Raw genomic sequence first — 22,451 nt, 5'->3', positions numbered from 1 at the left:
GAACGGTCCGCGTCGCCGGGGGACTTGTCATGGGGGGAGTTCACGGCACGTCCGCCCCCGCGCCAATGGATGTAGCGTATGGCTCAATGATCAGCTTCGAACTCGGCGTCGAGGACCTCGCCGACACCCGATTCGCCCTGTCGCCGCTGTACGAGACCGTGCTCAGCCTGCGCGTGCTGCGCGAGCCGGGCCTCTCCGCCCTCCACCTCCCGTGGCGCCGACAGGTCCTCGGCGCACTCGACGGGCTCGACATCGAACTGCTGATGTCCGTGGTCGCGGTCCGGCGCACCCTGCCCGACTTCCTGACCCCGAGGCCCGCGAGCTTCGCCCCCTCCTTCGAGGAGGAACTGGCCACCGTCCGCCGGACACCCCCCGACCTGGTCCGTCGCGACCTGGTGGCCGCGCACGACCCCGACCCGCTCCCCGCCCCGCTGACCGCCGCCCTCGCCCCCGGGGACGGGCCCGTCCTCGCGCTCCGCGACGCTCTCTGCGTGGTGCTGCACCAGTACTGGGAGGCCGCCGTCCGACCGATGTGGCCGCGGATGCGCCTCCTGCTGGAGGCCGACATGACCTACCGCGCGCGCCGGCTGGCCATGGGCGGGGCCCGCCTGCTCTTCTCCGACATGCACCCGAACCTGCGCTGGCAGGGCGGTGTGCTGCATATCGGGCAGATGCTCAACCGGCACCGCGTGGTGGCGTCCGGCCGTGGGCTGCTCCTCGTACCGTCCGTGTTCGCGCACAAGCCCGCACCGCCGGTCAGCCCCGAGGAAGCACCGACGCTGGCCTACCCGAGCCGCGGTGTGGCGACGCTGTGGGCGCGCGAGCCCGGCGCCGACACCGCCGCCCTGGTGTCCCTGGTCGGCGCGCCCAAGGCGCGGCTGCTCGGTCTGCTCGACGAGCCGCTGCCCACGATCGAGCTCGCCCGGCGCCTCGGGGTCACCGCGAGCGCCGTCTCCCAGCACCTGGGCGTGCTGTACGCCACCGGGCTCGTCTCCCGGGCACGCCACGGACGGCAGGTCCTCTACCGCCGCAGCCCCCTCGGGGACCGGCTGACCGGCTGACCGGCGGTGCGGACCCGGTGTGAGCCGCGGCGGCCGCGGCGCGTGCCTCAGGCGTGGGCCCGCGCGGGTCGGCGCAGCAGGTAGCCGGCCGCGGCCACGACCAGTACGGCCATGCAGGCGATGAACACGAGCCCGGCGCCCTCCAGACCGATCGGGCCCACCAGCAGCCCCACCCCGATCACCGGCAGCGAGATGCCCGTGTACGCCACCACGAACAGCATCGAGATCACCGCCGCCCGCCGGTCCGGCGGCGAGGCCGCGGCCACCGCCGACAGCGCCCCGCGGAACGCCAGCCCCTGCCCGACCCCGCCGACGACGGCGCTCGCCACCACCAGCGCCAGCAGGTCCCACCACAGCGCACCCGCGAGCAGCGCCAGCCCGAGGAGCAGCACGGCGCAGCCCAGTGACAGCGACCGGCCCACCCCGACCCGGCCGACCGCCAGTTGCCCGGCGGTCGAGGCGAAGAAGGCCAGCGCGACGATCAGCCCGCTCACCGCGCGGTTGTGCACGTCCAGGGACTCGGCGAGGAAGGCGGGACTGACCGAGGTGAACACGCCGAACAGCGCGAAGCCGACGAAGGCGGCGATCGCCGCGGGCGCGAACACGGACCGTACCTGCGGCGGCAGGCCGGGCCGCTGCGGTCGCACGGTGCTCAGCGGCCGCCGCTCGCGCACGGTCTCGGGGAGCCGTGCCAGGACGACGGCCGAGCCGGCCACCAGCGCGAGGTGGACGGCGAACGGCAGGTACAGCGGCCAGGCGGCGTACTGCGCGAGCACACCGGCGAGCAGCGGGCCGCAGCCCAGGCCGCCCATGTTGGCGGCCGTCGCCACGAAGGTGGCCCGTGAGGCGCCGCCGCTCGGGGCCAGTTCCATCACGTAGGCCGTGGCGGCCCCGGTGAACAGGCCGGCGGACAGCCCCGACAGCAGCCGGCCCGCGTACAACCAGCCCATGCCGGTGGCGCACAGGAAACAGACGGCGCCGGCCGCCGAGAAGACCAGGCCGGCCAACAGCACGGGCCGCCTGCCGACGGTGTCCGAGGCGTTGCCCGCAAGCAGCAGGACGCCGATCACCCCGAAGGCGTACACGGCGTACACGACGGTCACCATCAGCTCGGAGAACCCGAACTTCTCCTGGTAGAGCCCGTACAGGGGGGTGGGCAGCGTGGTGCCCGCCATGCACACGGCGAACACCGCCCCGCCGAGCAGGCACCGGCGCCACCGCTGACGATCGCCGTCCATGCCGCCGACGGTAACCCCGCGGAAGCGGCCCGGCGCGGCGGCGGCCGGGCCGCACCGGTCAGGGGCGGCCCGCGTGGAGTTCCAGTGGGCCGGCGCCCGTGGCGCGAGCGGTCAGACATGCGGTGATCTGGCGGCGCAGGGCGGGTTTGACCAGATCGCGGAGGTCCGCGGGGGTGACCGTGCGCCACTGGAGCAGCTCGGTGGGGTCCAGCCGGATCCGGGCGAGGGTGGGCGCGTCGAGGACGCCGCCGTCGTAGAGGAAGCGGATACGGGCCGGACGGCCGGGCTTGTGGGCCCAGTTCACGGCGAGCAGCCGGCCCGGGGCGAGGTCCAGGCCCAGCTCCTCGTGGACCTCCCGCCGGGCGGCGGCGCGCGGGATCTCGCCGAGGTCGCTGTCGATGCCGCCGCCCGGCAGGTTCCAGCGGTCGGACCGGCCGTACGCGGGCTGCACCAGCAGGATCCGACCGTCGGGGCCGGTGAACAGCACGCTCGCCGCGGTCACCGCCTTGGGGCGGCTGGCCCGGTGGCTGGCCGGGTCGAGGGTGCCCGAGTGCTCCAGGGCGAGGCGCCGGGCCGGGTCCAGACCGGCTGGGGAGCCCGGGTGGGGGACCCCGTCGACGAGGTGGGCGAAGGACCCGGTGTGCAGTGCGGCCAGCGCGGCGCGCAGCCGGGGCGCGACCGGGGCGGGCAGCAGCGCGCAGGCGGCCTCCGGCGGGAGCCAGCGCGCCTCGGTGCCCTCCCCGGCGGGGAGGGAGAGCGCCGCCGTCTCCAGCGGCGGGAGCGGGCCGACGAGGTGGAGGTGCACGATCAGGGAGCGGTCGGCCGAGCCGGTCGGGTCGCCCGGGTCGGTCGAGCCCGTCGAGCCGGTCGGTCGGGAGTCCACCGCCAGCAGCCGGCCGGCCCGCCGAGCGAGGCCCAGCCCCTCACGCAGTGCGCGGGCCAGCCCTTCCTCCGGGGTCTCGGTGCCCTCGACGATGCCGCCCGGAAGCTTCGGGTCCGTCCGGCCCGGGGCGGTCAGTACGAGGACCCGCCCGCGCGTGTCCAGGACGACCCCGGCGGTGGCCACGAGCGGGGAAGGACGGTCGGGCACGGCGGGCTCCTGGGGATCGGGGTCGGCGGCTCGGGCACCATGCCCCGGCCGCGATGGATACCCGGCGCCGACGTACGGGCTCGGGGTGTGTCTTTCGGATCATGCCGGGCTCGCGGGGCCCGGCATGATCCGAAAGACACACCCTAGGCGCGGGCCAGCAGCAGCCCGCCCATGGTGACCATGGTCGCGGCGACGAGCCCGTCAAGGACCCGCCAGGCGGCCGGACGGGCGAGCAGGCCGCTCAGCAGCCGCGCCCCGTAGCCCAGCCCGGCGAACCAGGTCAGGCTGGCCAGCACCGCCCCGCCGGCGAAGGCCCAGCGCAGGTCCCCGCGGTCGGCGGCGAGGGAGCCGAGGAGCAGCACGGTGTCCAGGTAGACGTGCGGGTTGAGCCAGGTCATGGCCAGTGCGGTCAGTACGGCCCGGCGGGCGGATCCGCTCGTCGTCCCCTCCGTGGTGAGGGCGGCGCCGGGGGTGGGCCGCAGCACCCGGCGGGCGGCGAGGACTCCGTAGCAGATCAGGAACCCGCCCCCGGCCAGTCCGACCACCGTCAGCGCGGCCGGCCAGGCGGTGACGAAGACGCCGACGCCGGCGACGCCGAGGGCGATCAGGACCGCGTCGGAGACTGCGCAGATGGCGACCACGGCGAGCACCGCGTGACGGCGCGCGCCCTGGCGAAGGACGAAGGCGTTCTGCGCGCCGATGGCGACGATGAGGGAGAGTCCGCTGCCGAAGCCGGCCAGGGCCGCGGTGAGGATGCCGTAGTTCATGACATCGACGGTAGGCAGCGAGACCGGTTCAGTACAGCTAAAGATTTTTACGTACCATTAGCGCTCGTGATGGATGAGCTTCCGCTGGACCAGGTACGCACGCTGCTCGCCGTGGTGGACGAGGGCACCTTCGACGCGGCGGCGGCCGCCTTGCACGTGACCCCCTCCGCCGTCAGCCAACGGGTCAAGGCGCTGGAGCAGCGGACCGGGCGCGTGCTGCTGATGCGGACGAAGCCGGTGCGGGCGACCGAATCCGGGGAGGTGGTGGTCCGCTTCGCCCGGCAGCTGGCCCGCCTGGAGCGCGACGCGCGCGCCGAGCTGGGGATGGCCGACGGGATGGGCCCGGTGCGGCTGCCGATCGCGGTGAACGCGGACTCCCTGGCCACCTGGTTCCTGCCGGCGCTGGCCCGGGTGCCGCAGGACCCGCCGGTCTGCATCGAGCTCCACCGCGAGGACGAATCGCACACGACCGCGCTGCTGCGGGAGGGGCAGGTGATGGCCGCGGTGACCTCCTCGCCCGACCCGGTGGCCGGCTGCAGCGTACGGATGCTGGGCCTGGCCCGGTACCTGCCGGTGGCGAGTCCCGCGTTCGCGGCGCGGTACCTGACGGGGGAGCCGGAGCGGGACCTGCGGGAGGCGCCCACGATCGTGTTCGACCGGAAGGACGACCTCCAGGACGCTTTCGTCCGGGCGCTGACGGGGGACCCGGCGGGCGGGGCGGGGCCGGTGCGGCACTACATACCGACGTCGGAGGGGTTCCGTGACGCGGTGGTGGCGGGGCTGGGGTGGGGGCTGGTGCCGGAGCAGCAGTCGAGACCACTGGTGCGGGCGGGGCAGTTGGTGCTGTTGGAGCCGCTGCGGCCGATGGACGTGCCCCTGTACTGGCAGCAGTGGAGGCTCGACTCGCCCGCCCTGTCGACCGTCGCGGAGGTGATCGCGGCGGCGGCCCATGAGTCGCTCCGCAACCCCCCGGCCTGACCCGCCCTGACCCGGCGCGATCCGCAGCGGTCGGGCCCGGCCCGGTCCGGCGTGATCCACTCGACACCCCCTAAGCTGCGGACCATGGAGTCCTACACGATCGGCCAGGCCGCCCGGCTGCTCGGCGTCAGCGTCGACACGGCCCGGCGCTGGGCCGATGCCGAACGGTTCCCCACCCACCGCGAGGGCACCCGGCGGATGGTGGACGGGCCTGACCTGGCCGCCTTCTGCGTCCAGGCCGCTCAGGAGGGCGCCGAGGGCGAGGAGGCCCCGTACACCTCGGCCCGGAACGCCTTTCCCGGCATCGTCACCGGGGTGAAGCTCGGCACGGTCGACGCGCAGGTGGAGATCCAGGCCGGCCCGCACCGCATCGTGTCGCTGCTGACGCGCGAGGCGGTGGAAGAGCTCGGGCTGGAGGTGGGTGCGCGGGCCACGGCGCGGGTGAAGTCGACGAGCGTGTTCATCGACCGGGTCTGAGACGACCGGGTCTGAGACGACCGGGTCTGAGACGACCGGGTCCGAGACGCGCGGCGAAGTCCCCCGGGCGGTGAGCCCGGACGCAGGCGTTCCGGCGGCGATGGCAGACTGGCCGCTGATCCGCCGAAGGGGAGTACGCCGTTGTCCATGTTCAGCAACCTGCGCCGGGTCGTGCGGCGCAGCTACCGGCGGGCCGTCGACCTCAGTCACCCGGCCCGCTCCCCGCTCGGCAGCGCGGTGGTCAACTGCATCGTCTACCGCGACGGCGTACGGCAGGAGGACTGCGCCGAGGCGGAGGAGGCGCTGCGCCGGGTCCGCAAGACCGGTGACGGCTTCGTCTGGATCGGTCTGCACGAGCCGTCGCGGTCCGAGCTGGCGGGGCTGGCCGAGCTGTTCGGCCTGCACCCCATCGCCGTCGAGGACGCCGTGAACGCGCATCAGCGCCCCAAGGTGGAGCGCTACGACGACACGCTGTTCTCCGTCTTCAAGACCGTGCGCTACGTGGAGCACGAGGAGCTGACCGCGACCAGCGAGGTGGTGGAGACCGGCGAGCTGATGGCCTTCACCGGCCAGGACTTCATCATCACCATCCGGCACGGCGGCCGCGGCACCCTGGGGCCGGTCCGTGAGGAGCTGGAGGCCGCACCGGACCAACTGGCCAACGGACCCGCGGCCGTTCTGCACGCCATGGCCGACCATGTGGTCGACGACTACGTGGCCGCGACGGACGCGGTGCAGAACGACATCGACGCCGTCGAGACCGCGGTGTTCAGCGAGGACGGCGGCCGCGGCGACGCGGGGCGGATCTACCAGCTCAAGCGCGAACTCCTGGAACTCCGCCGGGCGGTGGCGCCGCTGAGCCGCCCGCTCCAGCAGCTGGCCACGCAGCCGATACCGGTCATCCCGCCGGAGACGCGCGCGTACTTCCGGAACGTGGCGGACCACCTGACCCGGGCCACGGAACAGATCGGTGCCTACGACAACCTCCTCGACTCCATCCTGCAGGCCCACTTGGCGCAGGTGACCGTCGCCCAGAACGAGGACATGCGCAAGATCACGGCATGGGCGGCCATCGTCGCCGTGCCCACGATGGTCTGTGGGGTCTACGGCATGAACTTCGACCACATGCCCGAGCTGCACTGGACCTACGGCTATCCGCTGGTCCTCGGCGTCATGGCGCTGGCCTGCTTCGTCATCCACCGAGGCTTCAGGCGTAACGGCTGGCTCTGACCGGACGCGGCCATTCCTTGGGCCACGCCCGGGTATTGAGCTGCCCTCAGCTCTGGTAGTAAAGTTTCCTAACGAAGCTGGGACGCCTCAACTACCAGATGGAGGCCTTGTGTTCACCCCCCGCCGCACGATGCTGGCGATCGGAGCGCTGCTCGGCAGTGCCCTGATCGCCGTCCCCGTCACCGCCCACGCCACCGCGGCCCCCGCCCCCACGGCGCAGGCCTCGGTGGCGGCGGCCGTAGGACTCGACGATCCGGCGAAGAAGGAGATCGCCATTAAGATCGTCTCCAGCGCGGAGAACTCCTCGCTGGACTGGAAGGCGCAGTACAAGTACATAGAGGACATAGACGACGGCCGCGGCTACACGGCCGGCATCATCGGATTCTGTTCCGGCACCGGCGACATGCTCGACCTCGTCGAGTACTACACCCAGATCAAGCCGGGCAACGTCCTCGCCAAGTACCTGCCCGCCCTGCGCAAGGTCGACGGCAGCGACTCGCACGCCGGCCTCGATCCGAACTTCACCAAGGACTGGGCGAAGGCGGCCCAGGACGCCGACTTCAAGAAGGCCCAGGACCGCGAGCGCGACCGGGTCTACTTCAACCCGGCCGTGAATCAGGGCAAGGCCGACGGGGTCGGCGTGCTCGGGCAGTTCATGTACTACGACGCCATCGTCATGCACGGCGACGGCGGCGACTCCACCAGCTTCCGCAACATTCGCAAGCGCGCCCTGTCCAAGGCCAAGCCCCCGTCCCAGGGCGGCAACGAGACCGCTTACCTGAACGCCTTCCTCGACGCCCGGGTCTGGGCGATGAAGCAGGAGGAGGCGCACAGCGACACCAGCCGGGTCGACACCGCGCAGCGGGTCTTCCTGAAGAAGGGCAACTTGAACCTCAACACGCCGCTCGACTGGAAGGTCTACGGGGACTCCTTCCACATCGGCTGACGGCGCGCCCCGGACCGGGGCGGGAGTCCTCCTACCCGTCCCGGCCCGCGGTGTCGCGGGGCGATAACGATGTGGGTAACGATCAGAGCAGTCGCGGGGGCGTCAAGTGGGCCTTGTGTGCGGACGTTTCGGGCGTTCAAGGACATGACGTCGCGACTGTGTCCCGAAGTCGTAACTTCGGTGCCGGAAATCGTGCGGTCCAGCCGATTTGACCTCCCCATAAGTGGCTTGACCGCGACGTAAGGGGGGCATAAGTTCTGCCCCGGCTTGCTCCAGCAGGACGGGCCGAACCAACCGTCCTCTGGGGGGACCCTCATGAACTACTACACCGACGTCCTGAAGAAGTACGCCGTCTTCTCCGGCCGCGCGCGCCGCCAGGAGTACTGGATGTTCTTCCTCTTCAACATGGCCGCCGTGATCGTCCTGATGATCCTCGACGGTCTGCTGGGCACCTACCCGCTGCTCGTCGGCCTGTACTTCCTCGGTACCCTCGTGCCGACCCTGGCCGTCACCGTCCGTCGTCTGCACGACCTCGGCAAGTCCGGCGCCTGGTACTTCATCGCCTTCGTGCCGTTCATCGGTGGCATCTGGCTGCTCGTCCTGACCGCCACCGCCGGTCAGCCGCAGCCGAACCAGTACGGTGCGGACCCGAAGGCCTACGCCGCCTGATCCGCCGTACGGGCCTGATCAAGGCCTGAACGCCCGAGCGTCGCCCCCCCTGCCGGTAACGGCCGCGGGCGGCGCTCTCGGCTTTTCCGGGGACCGTCGGGCGCCGCGTGACGTGCGTCTCGCGGACTGACGGCCGGGGGCTGTGCTGACCGGCCCGATCACGAGATATCTTGATGTCGAGCAATGTTGCAGACGAGAGACGCAGACTGTGGAGCGGAGCATCCGGTGACTGACTCGACCATCATCTACACGCACACTGACGAGGCCCCGGCCCTCGCGACGTATTCCTTCCTGCCTGTGATCCAGGCGTACGCGTCGACGGCCGGTGTGAATGTCGAGACCCGTGACATCTCCCTGGCCGGTCGGATCATCGCCGTCTTCCCGGAGTACCTCCAGGAGAGCCAGCGGATCGCCGACGCCCTCGCCGAGCTCGGCGAGCTGGCGAAGACCCCGGAAGCCAACATCATCAAGCTTCCGAACATCTCGGCCTCGATCCCGCAGCTCAAGGCCGCGGTCGCCGAGCTCCAGGGCCAGGGCTACGCCCTCCCGGCCTACCCGGACGACCCGAAGACCGACGAGGAGCGCGACATCCGCGCCCGCTACGACAAGGTCAAGGGCAGCGCCGTCAACCCGGTCCTGCGTGAGGGCAACTCCGACCGCCGCGCCCCCGCCTCGGTCAAGAACTACGCCAAGACGCACCCGCACCGCATGGGCGCCTGGACCACCGAGTCGAAGACGAACGTCGCCACCATGGGCGAGAACGACTTCCGCTCCACGGAGAAGTCGACCGTCATCGCCGAGGCCGGCACCCTGCGCATCGAGCACGTCGCCGCCGACGGCGCCACCACCGTGCTGCGCGAGTCCGTACCGGTCCTCGCCGGTGAGGTCGTGGACGCGTCCGTCCTGCACGTCGATGCCCTGCGCACCTTCCTCAACGACCAGATCGAGCGTGCCAAGGCCGAGGACGTGCTGTTCTCCGTGCACCTCAAGGCCACGATGATGAAGGTCTCCGACCCGATCATCTTCGGCCACGTGGTCCGCGCCTTCCTCCCGAAGACCTTCGCCCGCTACGGCGAGACCCTGGCCGCCGCCGGCCTGTCGCCCAACGACGGCCTCGGCGCCATCCTGAACGGCCTGGGCGCGCTGTCCGACGGCGACGCGATCAAGGCCTCGATCGACGCCGAGATCGCCGAGGGCCCGGCCCTCGCGATGGTCGACTCCGACAAGGGCATCACCAACCTGCACGTGCCGTCCGACGTCATCGTCGACGCCTCGATGCCGGCCATGATCCGCACCTCCGGCCACATGTGGGGCCCGGACGGCGCCGAGGCCGACACCCTCGCCGTCCTCCCGGACAGCAGCTACGCCGGCGTCTACCAGGTCGTCGTCGACGACTGCCGCACCCACGGCGCCTTCGACCCGTCCACCATGGGCTCGGTCCCCAACGTCGGTCTCATGGCCCAGAAGGCCGAGGAGTACGGCAGCCACGACAAGACCTTCGAGATCGCCACCGCGGGCACCGTCCGCCTGGTCGACGCCGCGGGCAACACGGTCCTGGAGCAGGAGGTCGCCGCCGGTGACATCTTCCGCGCCTGCCAGACCAAGGACCTGCCGATCCAGGACTGGGTCAAGCTCGCCGTCACCCGCGCCCGTGCCACCGGCGTCCCGGCCGTCTTCTGGCTGGACGAGAACCGCGCCCACGACGCGCAGCTCATCGCCAAGGTCAAGACGTACCTCGCCGAGCACGACACCGAGGGTCTGACCATCAAGATCCTCTCCCCGGTCGAGGCCACCGCCTTCTCCCTGGAGCGCATCCGCCGCGGCGAGGACACCATCTCGGTGACCGGCAACGTGCTGCGTGACTACCTGACCGACCTCTTCCCCATCCTGGAGCTGGGCACCAGCGCCAAGATGCTGTCGGTCGTCCCGCTGATGAACGGCGGCGGCCTCTTCGAGACGGGCGCCGGCGGCTCCGCCCCGAAGCACGTCCAGCAGCTGGTCAAGGAGAACTACCTGCGCTGGGACAGCCTGGGCGAGTTCTTCGCGCTGGCCGCCAGCTTCGAGCACCTCGCGACCACCACCGGCAACGCCCGCGCCCAGGTGCTGGCCGACACCCTGGACCGCGCGACCGGCACCTTCCTCAACGAGGACAAGTCGCCGAGCCGCAAGCTGGGTGGCATCGACAACCGCGGCAGCCACTTCTACCTCGCCACCTACTGGGCGCAGGAGCTGGCCGAGCAGACCGACGACGCCGAGCTGGCCAAGGCCTTCGAGCCGGTCGCCAAGGCGCTGTCGGAGCAGGAGGAGACCATCGTCGCCGAGCTCGTCGCGGTGCAGGGCTCCCCGGCCGAGATCGGCGGCTACTACCAGCCCGACGCCACGAAGGCTGCGGCGATCATGCGCCCGTCCGCGACCCTCAACGAGGCGCTCGCCCTCCTGGGCTGATGCCGACAGCCGTACCCACGCGTCGTCCGTGACGGCGTGATCCGTTCCGCCCCGGCCGGCCCCGTGCCCGGCCGGGGCGGAGCCGTATCAGGGGTGGTGCTCGGGGCGATGTCCGGCCGGGCGTGCGGCGCCGCGGACGGCGCGTCGAAACTCGATTGCGGCCCGCGCCCGGCGGCGGTCAGGAAGGGCCGGTGATCAGCGGACACCTGGCCGGCCTGCGCGCCCGCCTCCCCGAGGACGTACCCGTTCTGCACGCCGAGCTGTACGACGACGTCGTGACGCGCTCACGGGCCGACTCCCGGCCCTGGAGCCCCCGGTCGGCCACCGGCGGCCACTCCCCGTACGAGGTGGGCGCGCCCACCGAGGACGCGGCCGTCTTCACCGTGGTCGAACTGACCTCCGGGGAGCCCGCCGGAGAGGCCCTGATCTGGGGCATCGACACCCACAACCGCTGCGCCCACCTCGGCATCTCCCTGCGGCCGGGCATGCGCGGGCGCGGGCTGGGCCAGGAGGTCGTCCACCTGCTGTGCCGCTACGGATTCACCGTGCGCGGGCTCGGCCGCCTCCAGTTGGAGACCCTCGCCGACAACGCGGCCATGATCCGCGCCGCGCGTGCCGCAGGCTTCGTGCAGGAGGGCCTGCTCCGCCGCTCGGCGTGGGTGTACGGAGCCTTCCAGGACGAGGTCGTCATGGGACTCCTGGCCGAGGAGTGGGCCCTGCGCTAGCGTTCGGGGTCGGTGCCCCGGGGGGCTTCACCGCGAACGCTCTGGGGGTTCTGTGGCACGTCGTTCCGACACGTCCTGCGGCGGTATCGGCTGCCTGGGGCTGCTGCTCGTGCTGTTCGTCCTGCCCACCGTCGGCTACCTGCTGGCGGTGCCGCTGGCGCTGCCCGATCTGTTGGCGGAGCAGTCGCCGCCGCAGCAGCTGCACGGCTTCGGCCAGTACCTGATCGTCTACGCGATCCCGGCCGTCGTGGCCCTGCTGCTGGCCGTGTTCGCATCGCGCCGCCGGACCGGCGCGTGGTGGCTGGTCCCGGTCCGCGCGGTGGCCCTGCTCGCGCTCGTCGCCGCGGTGCTGTGGTGGACGGAGAGCAGGGTCGGGGAGTATCCGGTGTGGAACGTCCGGGCCACGGCCGAGAGCATGGCCGCCGGTCTGGTGGCGCTCGCCTTCGTGGTGGCGGTCCGCCGGTGGGACGCCTCCCGCGGCGGCACGCGCGTCGCCGGCGCCGCCCACCGCCCGGCGCCGGGGGAGATCTGGCTGGCCATGGTGCCGTTGCGCGAGGACCCGGCGCGGCAGCTGCGCCACTACTGCGTGGTGCTGGCCGTCCATCCCGGCCACGCGGAGGTCGCGCAGATCACCACCAAGGACAAGGACGGGCGCACCGACCACATCCGGATCCCCAACGACGGCTGGGACAAGGCCTCCGGGCGCGCCCACTGGGTGGAGTTCGGTCGGACGCCGCGCCTGGTCGACTACGGGATGTTCCTCAAGTCCCGCCCCCAAGGGCGCTGTCCGGCCCCGGTGTGGCGGCAGCTGAGCCGGCAGCTGGGCTGATCCTGCGAGCGCCGCGAACCGGTGGATCAGAGCCGGTGGATCAGAGCCGGTGGATCCGCTCCTGCTCGAAGGCCAGCGGCGACCGCCCGGCCGCCAGGATCCGCAGCCCCGGTGCCACGGTCAGCAGGTTCCGCAGCCAGGCCAGGGCGTCCGGGCCGAGCTGCTCCGCGCCGTCCAGGACGAGCAGCATGTCCCGTTCGGCCAGCCACGAGGCGGCGTTCGCCGTCCCCCGGGACGGCGCCTGCATGCCGGGTACGGAGCCCAGCTCGGCCGTCAGTTCCCGGACCCCGTAGCCGCCGTGCTGCGGGTTCATGGCGACGACGGCCACCCCGTCGTAGAAGTTGGACGCGATCCGCCGCGCGATCTCCCGCACCAGTAAACTCCGCGGCTCGCGGAAGGCCCCCGCCACGGTCAGGACCCGTCCCCGCCGGACGGCGGTGAGCAGCCGGGACATTTCGGCGGACGTCGCCGGCAGCGTTCCGGACAAGCCTTTTTCCCTCATCGACCCGGCTTCCCCCATGGCCCCGGATTCCCCCATCGCCGCGATGCCCCCATTGCATGCGTGACCACGTGCGGCAAGAGGGTTCGATCGAGCCGCGTGACGACGATTATGCGCCACTTGCGCCGTAAGGCTAGGGGAATGTCGCATTCCGAAGTGCGGGATCGCTACGGCCCAGGTGGGGACTTCGTACGGGCCGCCGGACGGGCGGCGTAGTTCCCGTGGTCCGTGTGACGTACGTACCCGAACTCCTGGTCCTGGGAACGGTTGTCCGGACGCCGGGATTGGGCTCTACTGCTGTGCAGCCCCCCAGTCGGGGCATATTCGCGGGAGGGGCCAGAATGACAGCGGACCGGGGAACGGACCGGCGAGCACGGCATGGAGCGGGCCGGCGTGCGAGCCGGCGGGAACAGGGCGCGGGCCGGGCGGTCGGACCCGTGTCGCACCGGCGCCGGCCGGCCTTCCGGGGGCGCAGGCCGCTGCTCGCCACGCTGCTCTCCGCCTTCTTCCTGTTCGGGGTCAGCGCGGCCACCGGAATCGCCTGGGACCCGTACGACGTGGATTCCGTACAGGGGGCCGCGGCCCCCGGCGCCGACCTCCCTGCGGCCACCGCGACCGGTGGCTCGCCCGGCGGGCCCGGCGAGGCCGCCCCGTCACCCGTCGAGCCCCCGGCGCCCACCGAGGGCGCGGCCGCCAAGGGCAATCCCGAGGGCGCGGTGGACTCCGGGGCCGAACGCCCCACCGGAGCACTCCCCTTCGACATGCCCGCGCCGGCCGCCCTGCGCTCCGGCGGAGCGGGCAAGAAGCTGGTGTTCGCCCACTACTTCACGCCCTACCCGCTCTCCCTCGACAACGCGGCCGCGGACCGGGACTACTACACCCGCAACTACCTGAACCCCGACGGCGAGAGCGGCAAGCACGGCCGCTACGGCGGCCTGCTGCGCGACCGGCCCCTGCCCGTGACCCCCAAGAGCGGCGACTGGGAGTACGCCAACCTCCAGCAGGAGGTGCGCACGGCCCGCGCGGCGGGTATCGACGGCTTCACCCTCGACCTGCTCTCCCTCTCCGGCAAGAACTGGGACCGCAGCAACCTGCTGATGGCGGCCGCCCGTTCGGTGGACCCGGCCTTCAAGATCATGCTGATGCCGGACATGACCTCCCTCAAGACCGACGACCCCGCCGTGCTCGCCGAGGCGATCGCCACCCTCGCCGACGCCTCGGCCGCGCACCGGCTCCCCGACGGCCGCCTCGTGGTCTCCCCGTTCAAGGCGGAAGAGAAGAGCGTCGCCTGGTGGACCCAGGTCATCGCGCTCCTGAAGTCCGAGCACGGCATCCGTACCGCCTTCGTCCCGCTCTTCCTCGACTTCGGCGCCCACAGCGGCGAGTTCGCCCCGATCAGCCACGGCTTCTCCGAGTGGGGCAGCCGCAGCTACGTCGGCCAGGAGAGCTCCACGCGCGACGTCCGGCGGGCCCACGACATGGGCAAGATCTGGATGCAGCCGGTGTCGGTGCAGGACGCGCGCCCCAACCAGGGCATCTACGACGAGGCGGGCAACACCGCGACCCTGCGCGCCACCTGGACACGCGCCATCGAGGACGGCGCGGACTGGGTGCAGCTGACCACCTGGAACGACTACTCGGAGGGCAGCCAGTTCGCGCCCTCCCTGCACAACGGTCACGCGTACCTGGACCTGACCTCGTACTACCTGACCAAGTTCAAGACGGACAGCTGGCCGAGGATCGTCCGGGACACCCTCTACCTCTCCGCGCGCACGCAGTTCGCGGACGCCGACCCGACGGGCGACCAGTCGCTGGTGATGTCGCTCCGCAAGGGGAGCGCCCCGCCCCGGGACAAGGTGGAGGTGCTCAGTTTCCTCACCGGCGCCGGATCCGTCCGCACGACCGTCGGTACCACGAACGGCGACTACGAGGCCCCCGCCGGGATCCACTCGCAGCTGCTGCCGCTGAAGCCGGGCACCAGCTCGGCGCAGGTCGTCCGGGACGGGAAGGGCGGGGTGAAGGTCGACCTGCCGTACCGGGTGGACCACAAGGTGGAGGTGCAGGACCTCCAGTACTACGCGGCGACCAGCGGCCGGGACTCGTAGGCCCGGCCACTCGGCGGTCAGCCGGTCAGCCGGTCAGCCGGTCAGCCGGTCGGCGCTCAGCCGGTCGGCGGGGCGAATTCGGGCTGGTCGAGCAGGCGCAGCCAGCTGCCGTCCGGCTGGCGCCGGACGACCTGCGCACGGGCGCCGGAACCGTCCTTCGGCGGGGTCGAGGTGAGCGCGATGTCCCCGCTGACCAGCGTCGGCAGCGGCGCCTCCGGCTCGAAGACGGGGCGGTGGGCCAGCACCTTCTCCCACAGGGCCAAGATCGCCTCGCGGCCCACCGTCAGCTCCCCGGGCGGGTACGCCATGACCGCGTCCTGTTCGTAGAGCGCGGCGACCCCCGCCGCGTCGCCGGCGTTGGAACGCTCGACGAACAGGCGGGTGATGTCCTCGGGCCGCATCGCCTTCTCGTACACGACTACCTCCATGGGGTGGGTGCGTCCGCTGCGCTTCGTACCTCCAGCCTGATCTTCCGGTGGCCAGAAGTCCAACAGATGGATCTTCTGACCACTAGAATCCACAGTCATGGAACTGAGGCAGCTCGCCTACTTCGTCGCCGTCGCCGAGGAACAGAACTTCACCCGGGCGGCCGAGCGGGTGCACATCAGCCAGTCCGGGGTCAGCGCCCAGATCCGCCAACTGGAACGGGAGCTCGGAGCCGAGCTGTTCGACCGCTCGGCCCGCACCGCCAACCTCACCGCCGCCGGAGCCGCCGCGCTCGCACCCGCCCGGGCCGCGCTCGCCGCGGCCGCGGCGGTGAGCCAGGCGGTGGGGGACGTGGCCGGCGTGATCCGGGGCCGGATCACGGTCGGCATGGTCGTCGGCTGCACCGTCACCCCGCTCTTCGACGCCCTCGCCGCCTTCCACCGGGCCCACCCCGGGTTGGAGATCGCCCTGCTGGAGGACAACTCCGACCGGCTCGTCCAAGGTGTCCGCGCCGGCACGGTCGACGTGGCCCTCATCGGGGCCGCGACCGCCGCCCCGGCCGGACTCGAAGCCCTCACCCTCGTCAGCGAACGGCTCGTCGTCGCGGTCCCGCCCGATCATCCGCTGGCCCACCGGCGCCGGGTCACCCTGCGCGACCTCGTCGACCACCCGGTCATCTGCATGCCGGCCGGCACCGGCCTGCGCACGGTCTTCGACCAGGCCTGCGCCGCGCAGCGGCTCCAGCCGGTGATCGCCCTGCAGGCGGGGGCCGCGGACGCCATGGCCGACCTCGCCGCGCGCGGCCTGGGCGTCGCCGTCCTCAGCGAGTCCATGGCCGAGAGCTACCGCGACCGCCTCAGCGCCCGCGTCATCGACGACATCGACATCCCCGCCCTGCTCTGCCTGGTCTGGCGCGCCGCGCACGGCCCCGCCGTGCGCGAGCTGCTCGGGTACGGGCGCCGGGCCTTCGGCGGCGGCGCTCTACCGAAGCCCGCGGCGGCGGGAGATGATCCGAAGGACAGCCGCGCCGTATCCCCGGAGGAGCAGTGACCGAGCCGATACGTCCCACCGGGTCCGCCCAGGAGTTCCCCGGCGGACCCGCCCTGTTCCGCCTGGACCCCCGCGTCGCCCATCTCAACCACGGCTCCTTCGGGGCGGTGCCCGTCCCCGTCCAGGAGGCCCAGGCCGCGCTCCGCGCCGAGGTCCACGCCGACCCCGACGCCTTCTTCATCGCCGTCCCGGAACGCCTCGCCGAGGCCCGTGGCCGGATCGCCGCGCACCTGGGCGCCGACCCGGACGGGATCGCCTTCATCGCCAACGCCACCGAGGGCGCCAACCTCGCCCTGGACGCGATCCCGTTCGCCGACGGCGACGAGATCCTGGTCACCGACCACGGCTACGGCACCGTCGTCGTGGCCGCCGCCCGCCGCGCCCCCGTCACCACCGTGGCCCTGGACCCCCACCTGCCCGACGAGGACGCCGTACGGGAGACGGTGCTGGCCGCGCTGACACCCCGTACGAGGGTGGCCGTACTCGACCACGTCAGTTCGCCCACCGCCCGGATCATCGCCTCCCCCCGGCTCCTCGCGGACCTGCGCGCACGCGGGGTGACCACCGTCGTCGACGGGGCCCACGCCCTGGGCATGCTCGCCGACCCCCTCGCGGGCGGAGCCGACTTCTGGTTCGGCAACCTCCACAAATGGGGCTACGCGCCCTCCGGCAGCGCCGTCCTGGCCGTCGCCCCGCAGCACCGGAGCCGGATCCGGGCCCTCGTACCGTCCTGGGAGGACCAGCACGGCTTCCCGCGCTCCGTCGAGAACCGCGCCACCGCCGACTACACCGGCTGGCTCGCCGCCCCCGACGGGCTCGACCTCCTCGAACGCCTCGACGCGGCCAAGGTCCGGGCCCACAACAGCGCGCTGGCCGCCCACGGCGCGGCCCTGCTCGCCGAACTCCCCGGGCTCACCCCGCTCCCGCACGGCGAGGCCCTCGCCATGCGCACCCTGCGCCTGCCGTCCGGGGTCGCCGAGACCCCGGACCGGGCCCGCGAGCTGCGTGAGCGGATCGCGGCCGAGCAGGGCGTCCGGGTGCTGATCTGGCCCTGGCCGGGCGGCGGCGGCATCCGCGTCTGCGGCCAGATCTACAACCGCCCCGAGGAGTACGAACGCCTCGCCGCGCTCCTCCCGTCCTACCTCAGCCGCGCCTGAGCAGGTACGTGTCCATGATCCAGCCCTTGCGGGCGCGGGCCTCGGTGCGCAGTTCCTCGATCCGCCCGGCGACCTCCGCGAGCTTGCCCTGCACCAGGATCTCGTCCGGGGTGCCGACGTAGGCCCCCCAGTAGATGTAGAGGTCCTGGTCCAGGTGGGCGGTGAAGGCGTGCCGCGCGTCCAGCATCACCACCACGTCGTCGACGTCCTCTGGCCAGCCCTCGGCCAGCCTGCGCCCGGTGGTGATCTGGACCGGACGCCCGACCCGGTTCAAGTTGGTCCGGTGCCGGGCCAACAGCGCCGAGACGCTGCTGATGCCGGGCACGACCTCATGTTCGAAGGCCACCCGGCCGTGCTCCAGCACCTCGTCGAGGATCGCGAGCGTGGAGTCGTAGAGGGAAGGGTCGCCCCAGACCAGGAACGCCCCGGTCTCGCCGTCCGCCAGATCCTCCGCGATGAAGCGCTCGAAGAGCTCCGCCCGCGCGCTGCGCCAGCCGTCCACCGTCGGGGTGTAGTCGGCGGGCGTCCGGTCGCGATCCGGGTCGCGGCCCTCCACCAGCCGGTGGCCGGGACGGGCGTGCGCGTCGAGCATCGCCCGCCGCAGCCCGGTCAGATCCGCCTTCTCCTCGCCCTTCTCCAGGATGAGGAATGCGTCCGCCGCGCCGATCGCCCTGACCGCCTGGAGGGTCAGATGGTCCGGGTCGCCCGCGCCTATGCCGATCACTGAGAACTTCTTCACCGGGCTATTGTGCCCATCATGCGAGCCGCCCTGTTCGTCACCTGCGTCAACGACGCGTTCTACCCGCGGACCGGCATCGCCGTCGTACGCCTCCTGGAGCGGCTCGGGGTCGGCGTGGACTTCCCGGCGGCCCAGAGCTGCTGCGGCCAGCCGCAGTACAACACCGGCTACCGGTACGAGACGGAACCGCTGATGCGGCGCACCGCGCGGGCCTTCGCCGGACACGAGTACGTGGTCACCCCCTCCGGATCCTGCGCCGCGATGATTCGCGAGCACTATCCGCGCATCGGCCGGAAGGCGGCGGCGGAGGGGCGCGGCGGCGAGCTCGCCGAGGCGGCCGCCGCCCTCGCGCCGCGCGTGTACGAGCTGACCGAGTTCCTGGTCGACGTGCTCGGGGTGACCGACGTCGGCGCGTACTTCCCGCACACCGTCACCTACCACCCCTCCTGTCACGGCCTGCGCGGCCTGGGGCTCGGAGACCGGCCGCGCCGGCTGCTGGCCGCGGTCAAGGGCCTGGACCTTCTCGAGCTGCCGGGCGCCGAGGAGTGCTGCGGCTTCGGCGGTACCTTCGCCGTCAAGAATCCCGACGTCTCGACCGCCATGGGCAGCGACAAGATCACGGCAGCGGTCGGCACCGGCGCCCAGGTGCTGTGCGGCGCCGACAACTCCTGCCTGGCCCACCTGGACGGCCTGCTGCGCCGCGCGGACAGCCCGATGCGGGCCCTGCACCTCGCCGAGATCCTGGCTGCCACCGAGGAGGAACCGCTGCCGTGACGGGCACCTACCTGGGCATGCCGGCCATGCCGCGCGCCATGCCGGTCGCCGAGTCGGCCACGCCCCCCGCCATGGCGGCCGCGCCCCCGTTCCCTGAGGCGGCGCGCGAGGGCGTACACGACGAGGTGCTGCGCGCCAACCTCCGGCACGCCACGCACACCATCCGCGACAAACGCGCGCGGGCCGTCGCCGAACTCGCCGACTGGGACCTGCTGCGCGCCGCCGGTAAGGCCGTCAAGGACCACACGCTGCGCCATCTCGACCGCTACCTGCTGCAGTTGGAGGAGGCGGTCACGGCGGCCGGCGGCACCGTCCACTGGGCCGCCGACGCCGACGAGGCCAACCGGATCGTCACGGAGCTGGTCCGCGCCACCGGCGAACGGGAGGTCGTCAAGGTCAAGTCCATGGCCACCCAGGAGATCGGGCTCAACGAGGCCCTGGAGGCCGCGGGAATCGCCGCGTACGAGACCGACCTCGCCGAACTCATCGTGCAGCTCGGCCACGACCGCCCCTCCCACATCCTGGTCCCGGCCATCCACCGCAACCGGGCCGAGATCCGCGACATCTTCCGCGCCGAGATGGGCGACTGGGGCCGGCCCGCCCCCGCATCCCTCGGCGACGACCCGCGGGAACTCGCCGAGGCGGCACGCCTGCACCTGCGCGAGAAGTTCCTGCGCGCCAAGGTCGCCGTGTCCGGGGCCAACTTCATGATCGCCGAGACCGGCACGATGGTCGTCCTGGAGTCCGAGGGCAACGGCCGGATGTGCCTGACACTGCCCGAGACCCTGATCTCCGTCGTCGGCATCGAGAAGGTCGTGCCCACCTTCCGCGACCTGGAGGTCTTCCTCCAGACGCTGCCGCGCTCCTCGACGGCCGAGCGGATGAACCCGTACACGACGATGTGGACCGGCACCACGGAGGGCGACGGGCCCACCGCCTTCCACCTCGTCCTCCTCGACAACGGCCGCACCGACACCCTCGCCGACGAGACCGGCCGCCAGGCCCTGCGCTGCATCCGCTGCTCCGCCTGCCTCAACGTCTGCCCGGTCTACGAACGCGCCGGCGGCCACGCCTACGGCTCCGTCTACCCGGGCCCCATCGGGGCCATCCTCAGCCCCCAACTGCGCGGCACCGGCAGCGAGATCGACGCCTCCCTGCCCTACGCCTCCACCCTGTGCGGAGCCTGCTACGAGGTCTGCCCGGTCGCCATCGACATCCCCGAGGTCCTCGTCCACCTCCGCGAACGCGTCGCCCAGGGCGGCCCGGTGACCCACGCCGGCATCCGCGTCACCCTGCGCCCGGCCGACGGCCACACCGCCGAACGGGCCGCCATGCGGGCCGCCCGGCTGCTCCTGGACCGTCCGGGGGCCCTGCGCGCGGGGGAGCGCCTGCTGGCCAGGGCCCGGCGGCTGGCCCCACGCCGGCTCCCCGGGGCCGGGCGGGCCTGGACCGACAGCCGCGAACTGCCCGCCGTGCGGGCGGAGTCCTTCCGCGACTGGTGGGCCCGGGAACGGAGCACCCCACGATGAGCAGCAAGGACCGCATCCTGGGCCGGATCCGCCGGGCGCTGCCCGACGGCCCGTCCGTGGAGATCCCGCGCGACTACCTCCCCGTCCACGGCGTCCGCACCCCGGCGCAGCGGGTGGACCTGCTCGCCGCCCACCTCGCCGAGTACCGGGCCGTCGTCCACCGCACCGACGGCGCGGAACTCCCCGCGCTGCTGACGCGGCTGCTCGCCGAGCGGGGTGCCCGGTCGGTGCTCGTCCCGCCCGGCCTGCCCCCGCACTGGCTCGCGCCCGAGGGGCCCACCCGTGTACCCGACCGGGCGGCCTCCACCCCGTACGAACTGGACCGGGTCGACAGCGTGGTCACCGGCTGCGCCCTGGCCGTCGCCGAGACCGGCACGATCGTCCTCGACGGCGGCCCCGACCAGGGCCGGCGCCGCATCACCCTGATCCCGGACCACCACATCTGTGTGATCCGGGTACCGGACCAGGTGGTGGACTCCGTCCCGCAGGCCCTGCCGCTCCTGGACCCGACCCGTCCCTTGACCTGGATCTCCGGCCCCTCCGCCACCAGCGACATCGAACTCGACCGGATGGAGGGCGTCCACGGCCCCCGCCGACTCGACGTAGTCCTGCTGGCGGGGACGCCCGGGACACAATGAGGGCATGGCATCGCACATCGCCCTCACGGCCCTCCTCGTCCACGACTACGACGAGGCCATCGACTTCTACACCCGCGCCCTCGGCTTCGACCTCGCCGAGGACACCGCACGCCCGGACGGCTCCCGCTGGGTCGTGGTCCGCCCGCCCGGCGCCACCGAATCCGCGCTCCTCCTGGCCCGGGCGAAGGACGACGCCCAGCGCTCCCGCGTCGGCGACCAGACCGGCGGCCGCGTCGGCCACTTCCTCTACACCGACGACTTCGCCGGCGACCACGCGCGCATGACCGCGGAGGGAGTCCGCTTCCTGGAGGAGCCGCGCCACGAGGCGTACGGCTCGGTCGCCGTCTTCGAAGACCTGTACGGCAACCGCTGGGACCTCCTCCAGCCGGCGGGCTAACCCCCCAGCCTCGGCGCCTCCCGCGCGGCGTCGACCGCCGGGCCCCCGTCCGCCACCCGACCGGCCAGCTCACCGGCCCACCGGACCAGGCCCGGCACGTCGACCCCGTAGGGGACCCCGTCCAGCCCCTCGATCCCGGCGGCCCCGCGCCGCAGCAGCCGCGCCCCGCCGACCGTGTTGCCGCGTGCGGCGTGCGTCAACCCGACGGCGAGCTGCGCGAGCCCCCGCCAGAGCGGGGCCGCGGCCTCGGGCCCGGACTTCCAGGCGTCCTCGAACACCTCGTGCGCGTGGAACGGCATCCCGGCGTCCAGCAGCCGCTGCGCCTCCCGCACCGTCTCCCCGGGGGAGCGCACCACCCCCTCGGGCTGCCGCTCCACCCCGGCCTCCCCGTAGGCGAGCGGCCGCCCCAGCCCATCCCTGGGCCGCGCACTGCGCGCCCGCCCGTCGACATCCCGATCCCGTGCGTTCACCACCCCATCCTGCCCCGCGCCGATTACCCGTGCATGCACACCCCTCGGCGTGGGGTAATGTTCTGCATGTGCCGCCGAGCAGGGGGAAACCCCAGGTCGCAGGCACAACGGGACGTGGCGCAGCTTGGTAGCGCACTTGACTGGGGGTCAAGGGGTCGCAGGTTCAAATCCTGTCGTCCCGACTCGGAGCTCGCTCCGTAGTCGTAGAGAAG

Annotated in this window: 23 protein-coding genes and 1 tRNA gene; 17 read left to right on the top strand and 7 right to left on the bottom strand. The window is 72.6% G+C overall.

What is annotated here, in order from left to right:
* Nucleotides 1–86 precede the first annotated feature (86 nt).
* Entirely contained in the window at nucleotides 87–1,061 is a 975-nt protein-coding gene (locus BCL76_RS01005) for an ArsR/SmtB family transcription factor (RefSeq protein ID WP_109777339.1), read from the top strand.
* A 47-nt stretch (nucleotides 1,062–1,108) separates the two neighbouring features.
* On the opposite strand, the gene BCL76_RS01000 is transcribed toward BCL76_RS01005, so the two are convergent.
* The 3 genes from BCL76_RS01000 to BCL76_RS00990 form a co-directional block, all read right to left on the bottom strand.
* Entirely contained in the window at nucleotides 1,109–2,299 is a 1,191-nt protein-coding gene (locus tag BCL76_RS01000; protein ID WP_109777338.1) for an MFS transporter, read from the bottom strand.
* Nucleotides 2,300–2,357: 58 nt separating this feature from the next.
* Complete coding sequence (locus BCL76_RS40275) at nucleotides 2,358–3,389, bottom strand: NUDIX hydrolase (RefSeq protein WP_109777337.1); 1,032 nt, start codon at nucleotides 3,387–3,389, stop codon at nucleotides 2,358–2,360.
* Between the two features lie 143 nt (nucleotides 3,390–3,532).
* A complete protein-coding gene (locus BCL76_RS00990; RefSeq protein WP_109777336.1) occupies nucleotides 3,533–4,156 on the bottom strand; it encodes a LysE/ArgO family amino acid transporter in 624 nt (207 codons plus the stop codon).
* A 69-nt stretch (nucleotides 4,157–4,225) separates the two neighbouring features.
* Here BCL76_RS00990 and BCL76_RS00985 point away from each other — a divergent pair, with 69 nt between their 5' ends.
* The 8 genes from BCL76_RS00985 to BCL76_RS00950 all read left to right on the top strand — a co-directional run bounded on the left by BCL76_RS00985 (nucleotide 4,226) and on the right by BCL76_RS00950 (nucleotide 12,455).
* Nucleotides 4,226–5,134, top strand: a complete 909-nt coding sequence (locus BCL76_RS00985) for a LysR family transcriptional regulator ArgP (protein WP_109777335.1) — start codon at nucleotides 4,226–4,228, stop codon at nucleotides 5,132–5,134.
* Nucleotides 5,135–5,218: 84 nt separating this feature from the next.
* The gene (locus BCL76_RS00980; RefSeq protein WP_109777334.1) at nucleotides 5,219–5,611 is read left to right on the top strand and encodes a TOBE domain-containing protein; all 393 of its coding nucleotides are present in this window, start codon (nucleotides 5,219–5,221) and stop codon (nucleotides 5,609–5,611) included.
* A gap of 147 nt (nucleotides 5,612–5,758) precedes the next feature.
* Nucleotides 5,759–6,841, top strand: coding sequence for a magnesium/cobalt transporter CorA (gene corA / locus BCL76_RS00975; protein WP_109777333.1), 1,083 nt, complete (start codon nucleotides 5,759–5,761; stop codon nucleotides 6,839–6,841).
* Nucleotides 6,842–6,971: 130 nt separating this feature from the next.
* On the top strand, nucleotides 6,972–7,787 hold the full coding sequence (locus BCL76_RS00970; RefSeq protein WP_109778278.1) for a chitosanase: 816 nt from the start codon (nucleotides 6,972–6,974) through the stop codon (nucleotides 7,785–7,787).
* A 315-nt stretch (nucleotides 7,788–8,102) separates the two neighbouring features.
* Nucleotides 8,103–8,456: a DUF805 domain-containing protein gene (locus BCL76_RS00965; RefSeq protein ID WP_109777332.1), complete on the top strand. Its 354-nt coding sequence runs from the start codon at nucleotides 8,103–8,105 to the stop codon at nucleotides 8,454–8,456.
* A gap of 225 nt (nucleotides 8,457–8,681) precedes the next feature.
* Nucleotides 8,682–10,901, top strand: coding sequence for an NADP-dependent isocitrate dehydrogenase (locus tag BCL76_RS00960; protein ID WP_109777331.1), 2,220 nt, complete (start codon nucleotides 8,682–8,684; stop codon nucleotides 10,899–10,901).
* Nucleotides 10,902–11,092: 191 nt separating this feature from the next.
* Nucleotides 11,093–11,626: a GNAT family N-acetyltransferase gene (locus tag BCL76_RS00955; protein WP_109777330.1), complete on the top strand. Its 534-nt coding sequence runs from the start codon at nucleotides 11,093–11,095 to the stop codon at nucleotides 11,624–11,626.
* A 52-nt stretch (nucleotides 11,627–11,678) separates the two neighbouring features.
* On the top strand, nucleotides 11,679–12,455 hold the full coding sequence (locus BCL76_RS00950; protein ID WP_109777329.1) for a hypothetical protein: 777 nt from the start codon (nucleotides 11,679–11,681) through the stop codon (nucleotides 12,453–12,455).
* Between the two features lie 40 nt (nucleotides 12,456–12,495).
* On the opposite strand, the gene BCL76_RS00945 is transcribed toward BCL76_RS00950, so the two are convergent.
* Nucleotides 12,496–12,942: a hypothetical protein gene (locus BCL76_RS00945; RefSeq protein ID WP_146228288.1), complete on the bottom strand. Its 447-nt coding sequence runs from the start codon at nucleotides 12,940–12,942 to the stop codon at nucleotides 12,496–12,498.
* 449 nt (nucleotides 12,943–13,391) lie between these two features.
* Between BCL76_RS00945 and BCL76_RS00940 the strand changes: the two genes are divergently transcribed.
* Complete coding sequence (locus BCL76_RS00940) at nucleotides 13,392–15,059, top strand: glycoside hydrolase family 71 protein (RefSeq protein WP_258309182.1); 1,668 nt, start codon at nucleotides 13,392–13,394, stop codon at nucleotides 15,057–15,059.
* A 56-nt stretch (nucleotides 15,060–15,115) separates the two neighbouring features.
* On the opposite strand, the gene BCL76_RS00935 is transcribed toward BCL76_RS00940, so the two are convergent.
* Nucleotides 15,116–15,487: a YybH family protein gene (locus BCL76_RS00935; protein WP_109777327.1), complete on the bottom strand. Its 372-nt coding sequence runs from the start codon at nucleotides 15,485–15,487 to the stop codon at nucleotides 15,116–15,118.
* A 97-nt stretch (nucleotides 15,488–15,584) separates the two neighbouring features.
* On the opposite strand from BCL76_RS00935, the gene BCL76_RS00930 reads away from it, so the two are divergent.
* A complete protein-coding gene (locus tag BCL76_RS00930) occupies nucleotides 15,585–16,535 on the top strand; it encodes a LysR family transcriptional regulator (protein ID WP_109777326.1) in 951 nt (316 codons plus the stop codon).
* Nucleotides 16,532–17,692, top strand: a complete 1,161-nt coding sequence (locus BCL76_RS00925) for an aminotransferase class V-fold PLP-dependent enzyme (RefSeq protein WP_258309180.1) — start codon at nucleotides 16,532–16,534, stop codon at nucleotides 17,690–17,692. The genes BCL76_RS00930 and BCL76_RS00925 overlap by 4 nt, the downstream gene beginning before the upstream one ends.
* On the opposite strand, the gene cobF is transcribed toward BCL76_RS00925, so the two are convergent.
* Nucleotides 17,679–18,431: a precorrin-6A synthase (deacetylating) gene (gene cobF, locus BCL76_RS00920; RefSeq protein ID WP_109777325.1), complete on the bottom strand. Its 753-nt coding sequence runs from the start codon at nucleotides 18,429–18,431 to the stop codon at nucleotides 17,679–17,681. The two genes, BCL76_RS00925 and cobF, sit on opposite strands and share 14 nt — an antisense overlap.
* Before the next feature lie 18 nt (nucleotides 18,432–18,449).
* Here cobF and BCL76_RS00915 point away from each other — a divergent pair, with 18 nt between their 5' ends.
* The 4 genes from BCL76_RS00915 to BCL76_RS00900 are packed head-to-tail and all read left to right on the top strand — an operon-like array spanning nucleotide 18,450 to nucleotide 21,769.
* Nucleotides 18,450–19,205: a (Fe-S)-binding protein gene (locus tag BCL76_RS00915; RefSeq protein WP_109778275.1), complete on the top strand. Its 756-nt coding sequence runs from the start codon at nucleotides 18,450–18,452 to the stop codon at nucleotides 19,203–19,205.
* Entirely contained in the window at nucleotides 19,202–20,734 is a 1,533-nt protein-coding gene (locus tag BCL76_RS00910) for a lactate utilization protein B (RefSeq protein ID WP_375137868.1), read from the top strand. Before BCL76_RS00915 ends, BCL76_RS00910 begins: the two co-directional genes overlap by 4 nt.
* Complete coding sequence (locus BCL76_RS00905; protein ID WP_109777324.1) at nucleotides 20,731–21,372, top strand: LutC/YkgG family protein; 642 nt, start codon at nucleotides 20,731–20,733, stop codon at nucleotides 21,370–21,372. Before BCL76_RS00910 ends, BCL76_RS00905 begins: the two co-directional genes overlap by 4 nt.
* Nucleotides 21,373–21,376: 4 nt before the next feature.
* A complete protein-coding gene (locus BCL76_RS00900; protein ID WP_109777323.1) occupies nucleotides 21,377–21,769 on the top strand; it encodes a VOC family protein in 393 nt (130 codons plus the stop codon).
* Here the strand turns inward: BCL76_RS00900 and BCL76_RS00895 are convergent.
* A complete protein-coding gene (locus BCL76_RS00895; RefSeq protein WP_258309179.1) occupies nucleotides 21,766–22,239 on the bottom strand; it encodes a DUF309 domain-containing protein in 474 nt (157 codons plus the stop codon). The two genes, BCL76_RS00900 and BCL76_RS00895, sit on opposite strands and share 4 nt — an antisense overlap.
* A gap of 108 nt (nucleotides 22,240–22,347) precedes the next feature.
* Here BCL76_RS00895 and BCL76_RS00890 point away from each other — a divergent pair.
* Nucleotides 22,348–22,421: transfer RNA gene (locus tag BCL76_RS00890), tRNA-Pro, on the top strand.
* The last annotated feature ends 30 nt before the right edge of the window (nucleotides 22,422–22,451 follow it).

The sequence above is a fragment of the Streptomyces sp. CG 926 genome, from assembly GCF_003148825.1.
Classification (GTDB): domain Bacteria; phylum Actinomycetota; class Actinomycetes; order Streptomycetales; family Streptomycetaceae; genus Streptomyces.
The sequence above is the reverse complement of the archived record's forward strand: the minus strand, read 5'-3'. Positions and strand labels throughout refer to the sequence as shown.

What these genes read in the sequence shown, in the direction of transcription:
- BCL76_RS01005 (WP_109777339.1), top strand. Translation starts at nt 87, where the DNA reads ATGATCAGCTTCGAACTCGGCGTCGAGGACCTCGCCGACACCCGATTC.
- BCL76_RS01000 (WP_109777338.1), bottom strand. Translation starts at nt 2,299, where the DNA reads ATGGACGGCGATCGTCAGCGGTGGCGCCGGTGCCTGCTCGGCGGGGCG.
- BCL76_RS00990 (WP_109777336.1), bottom strand. Translation starts at nt 4,156, where the DNA reads ATGAACTACGGCATCCTCACCGCGGCCCTGGCCGGCTTCGGCAGCGGA.
- BCL76_RS00985 (WP_109777335.1), top strand. Translation starts at nt 4,226, where the DNA reads ATGGATGAGCTTCCGCTGGACCAGGTACGCACGCTGCTCGCCGTGGTG.
- BCL76_RS00980 (WP_109777334.1), top strand. Translation starts at nt 5,219, where the DNA reads ATGGAGTCCTACACGATCGGCCAGGCCGCCCGGCTGCTCGGCGTCAGC.
- corA (WP_109777333.1), top strand. Translation starts at nt 5,759, where the DNA reads ATGTTCAGCAACCTGCGCCGGGTCGTGCGGCGCAGCTACCGGCGGGCC.
- BCL76_RS00970 (WP_109778278.1), top strand. Translation starts at nt 6,972, where the DNA reads ATGCTGGCGATCGGAGCGCTGCTCGGCAGTGCCCTGATCGCCGTCCCC.
- BCL76_RS00965 (WP_109777332.1), top strand. Translation starts at nt 8,103, where the DNA reads ATGAACTACTACACCGACGTCCTGAAGAAGTACGCCGTCTTCTCCGGC.
- BCL76_RS00935 (WP_109777327.1), bottom strand. Translation starts at nt 15,487, where the DNA reads ATGGAGGTAGTCGTGTACGAGAAGGCGATGCGGCCCGAGGACATCACC.
- BCL76_RS00930 (WP_109777326.1), top strand. Translation starts at nt 15,585, where the DNA reads ATGGAACTGAGGCAGCTCGCCTACTTCGTCGCCGTCGCCGAGGAACAG.
- BCL76_RS00915 (WP_109778275.1), top strand. Translation starts at nt 18,450, where the DNA reads ATGCGAGCCGCCCTGTTCGTCACCTGCGTCAACGACGCGTTCTACCCG.
- BCL76_RS00905 (WP_109777324.1), top strand. Translation starts at nt 20,731, where the DNA reads ATGAGCAGCAAGGACCGCATCCTGGGCCGGATCCGCCGGGCGCTGCCC.
- BCL76_RS00900 (WP_109777323.1), top strand. Translation starts at nt 21,377, where the DNA reads ATGGCATCGCACATCGCCCTCACGGCCCTCCTCGTCCACGACTACGAC.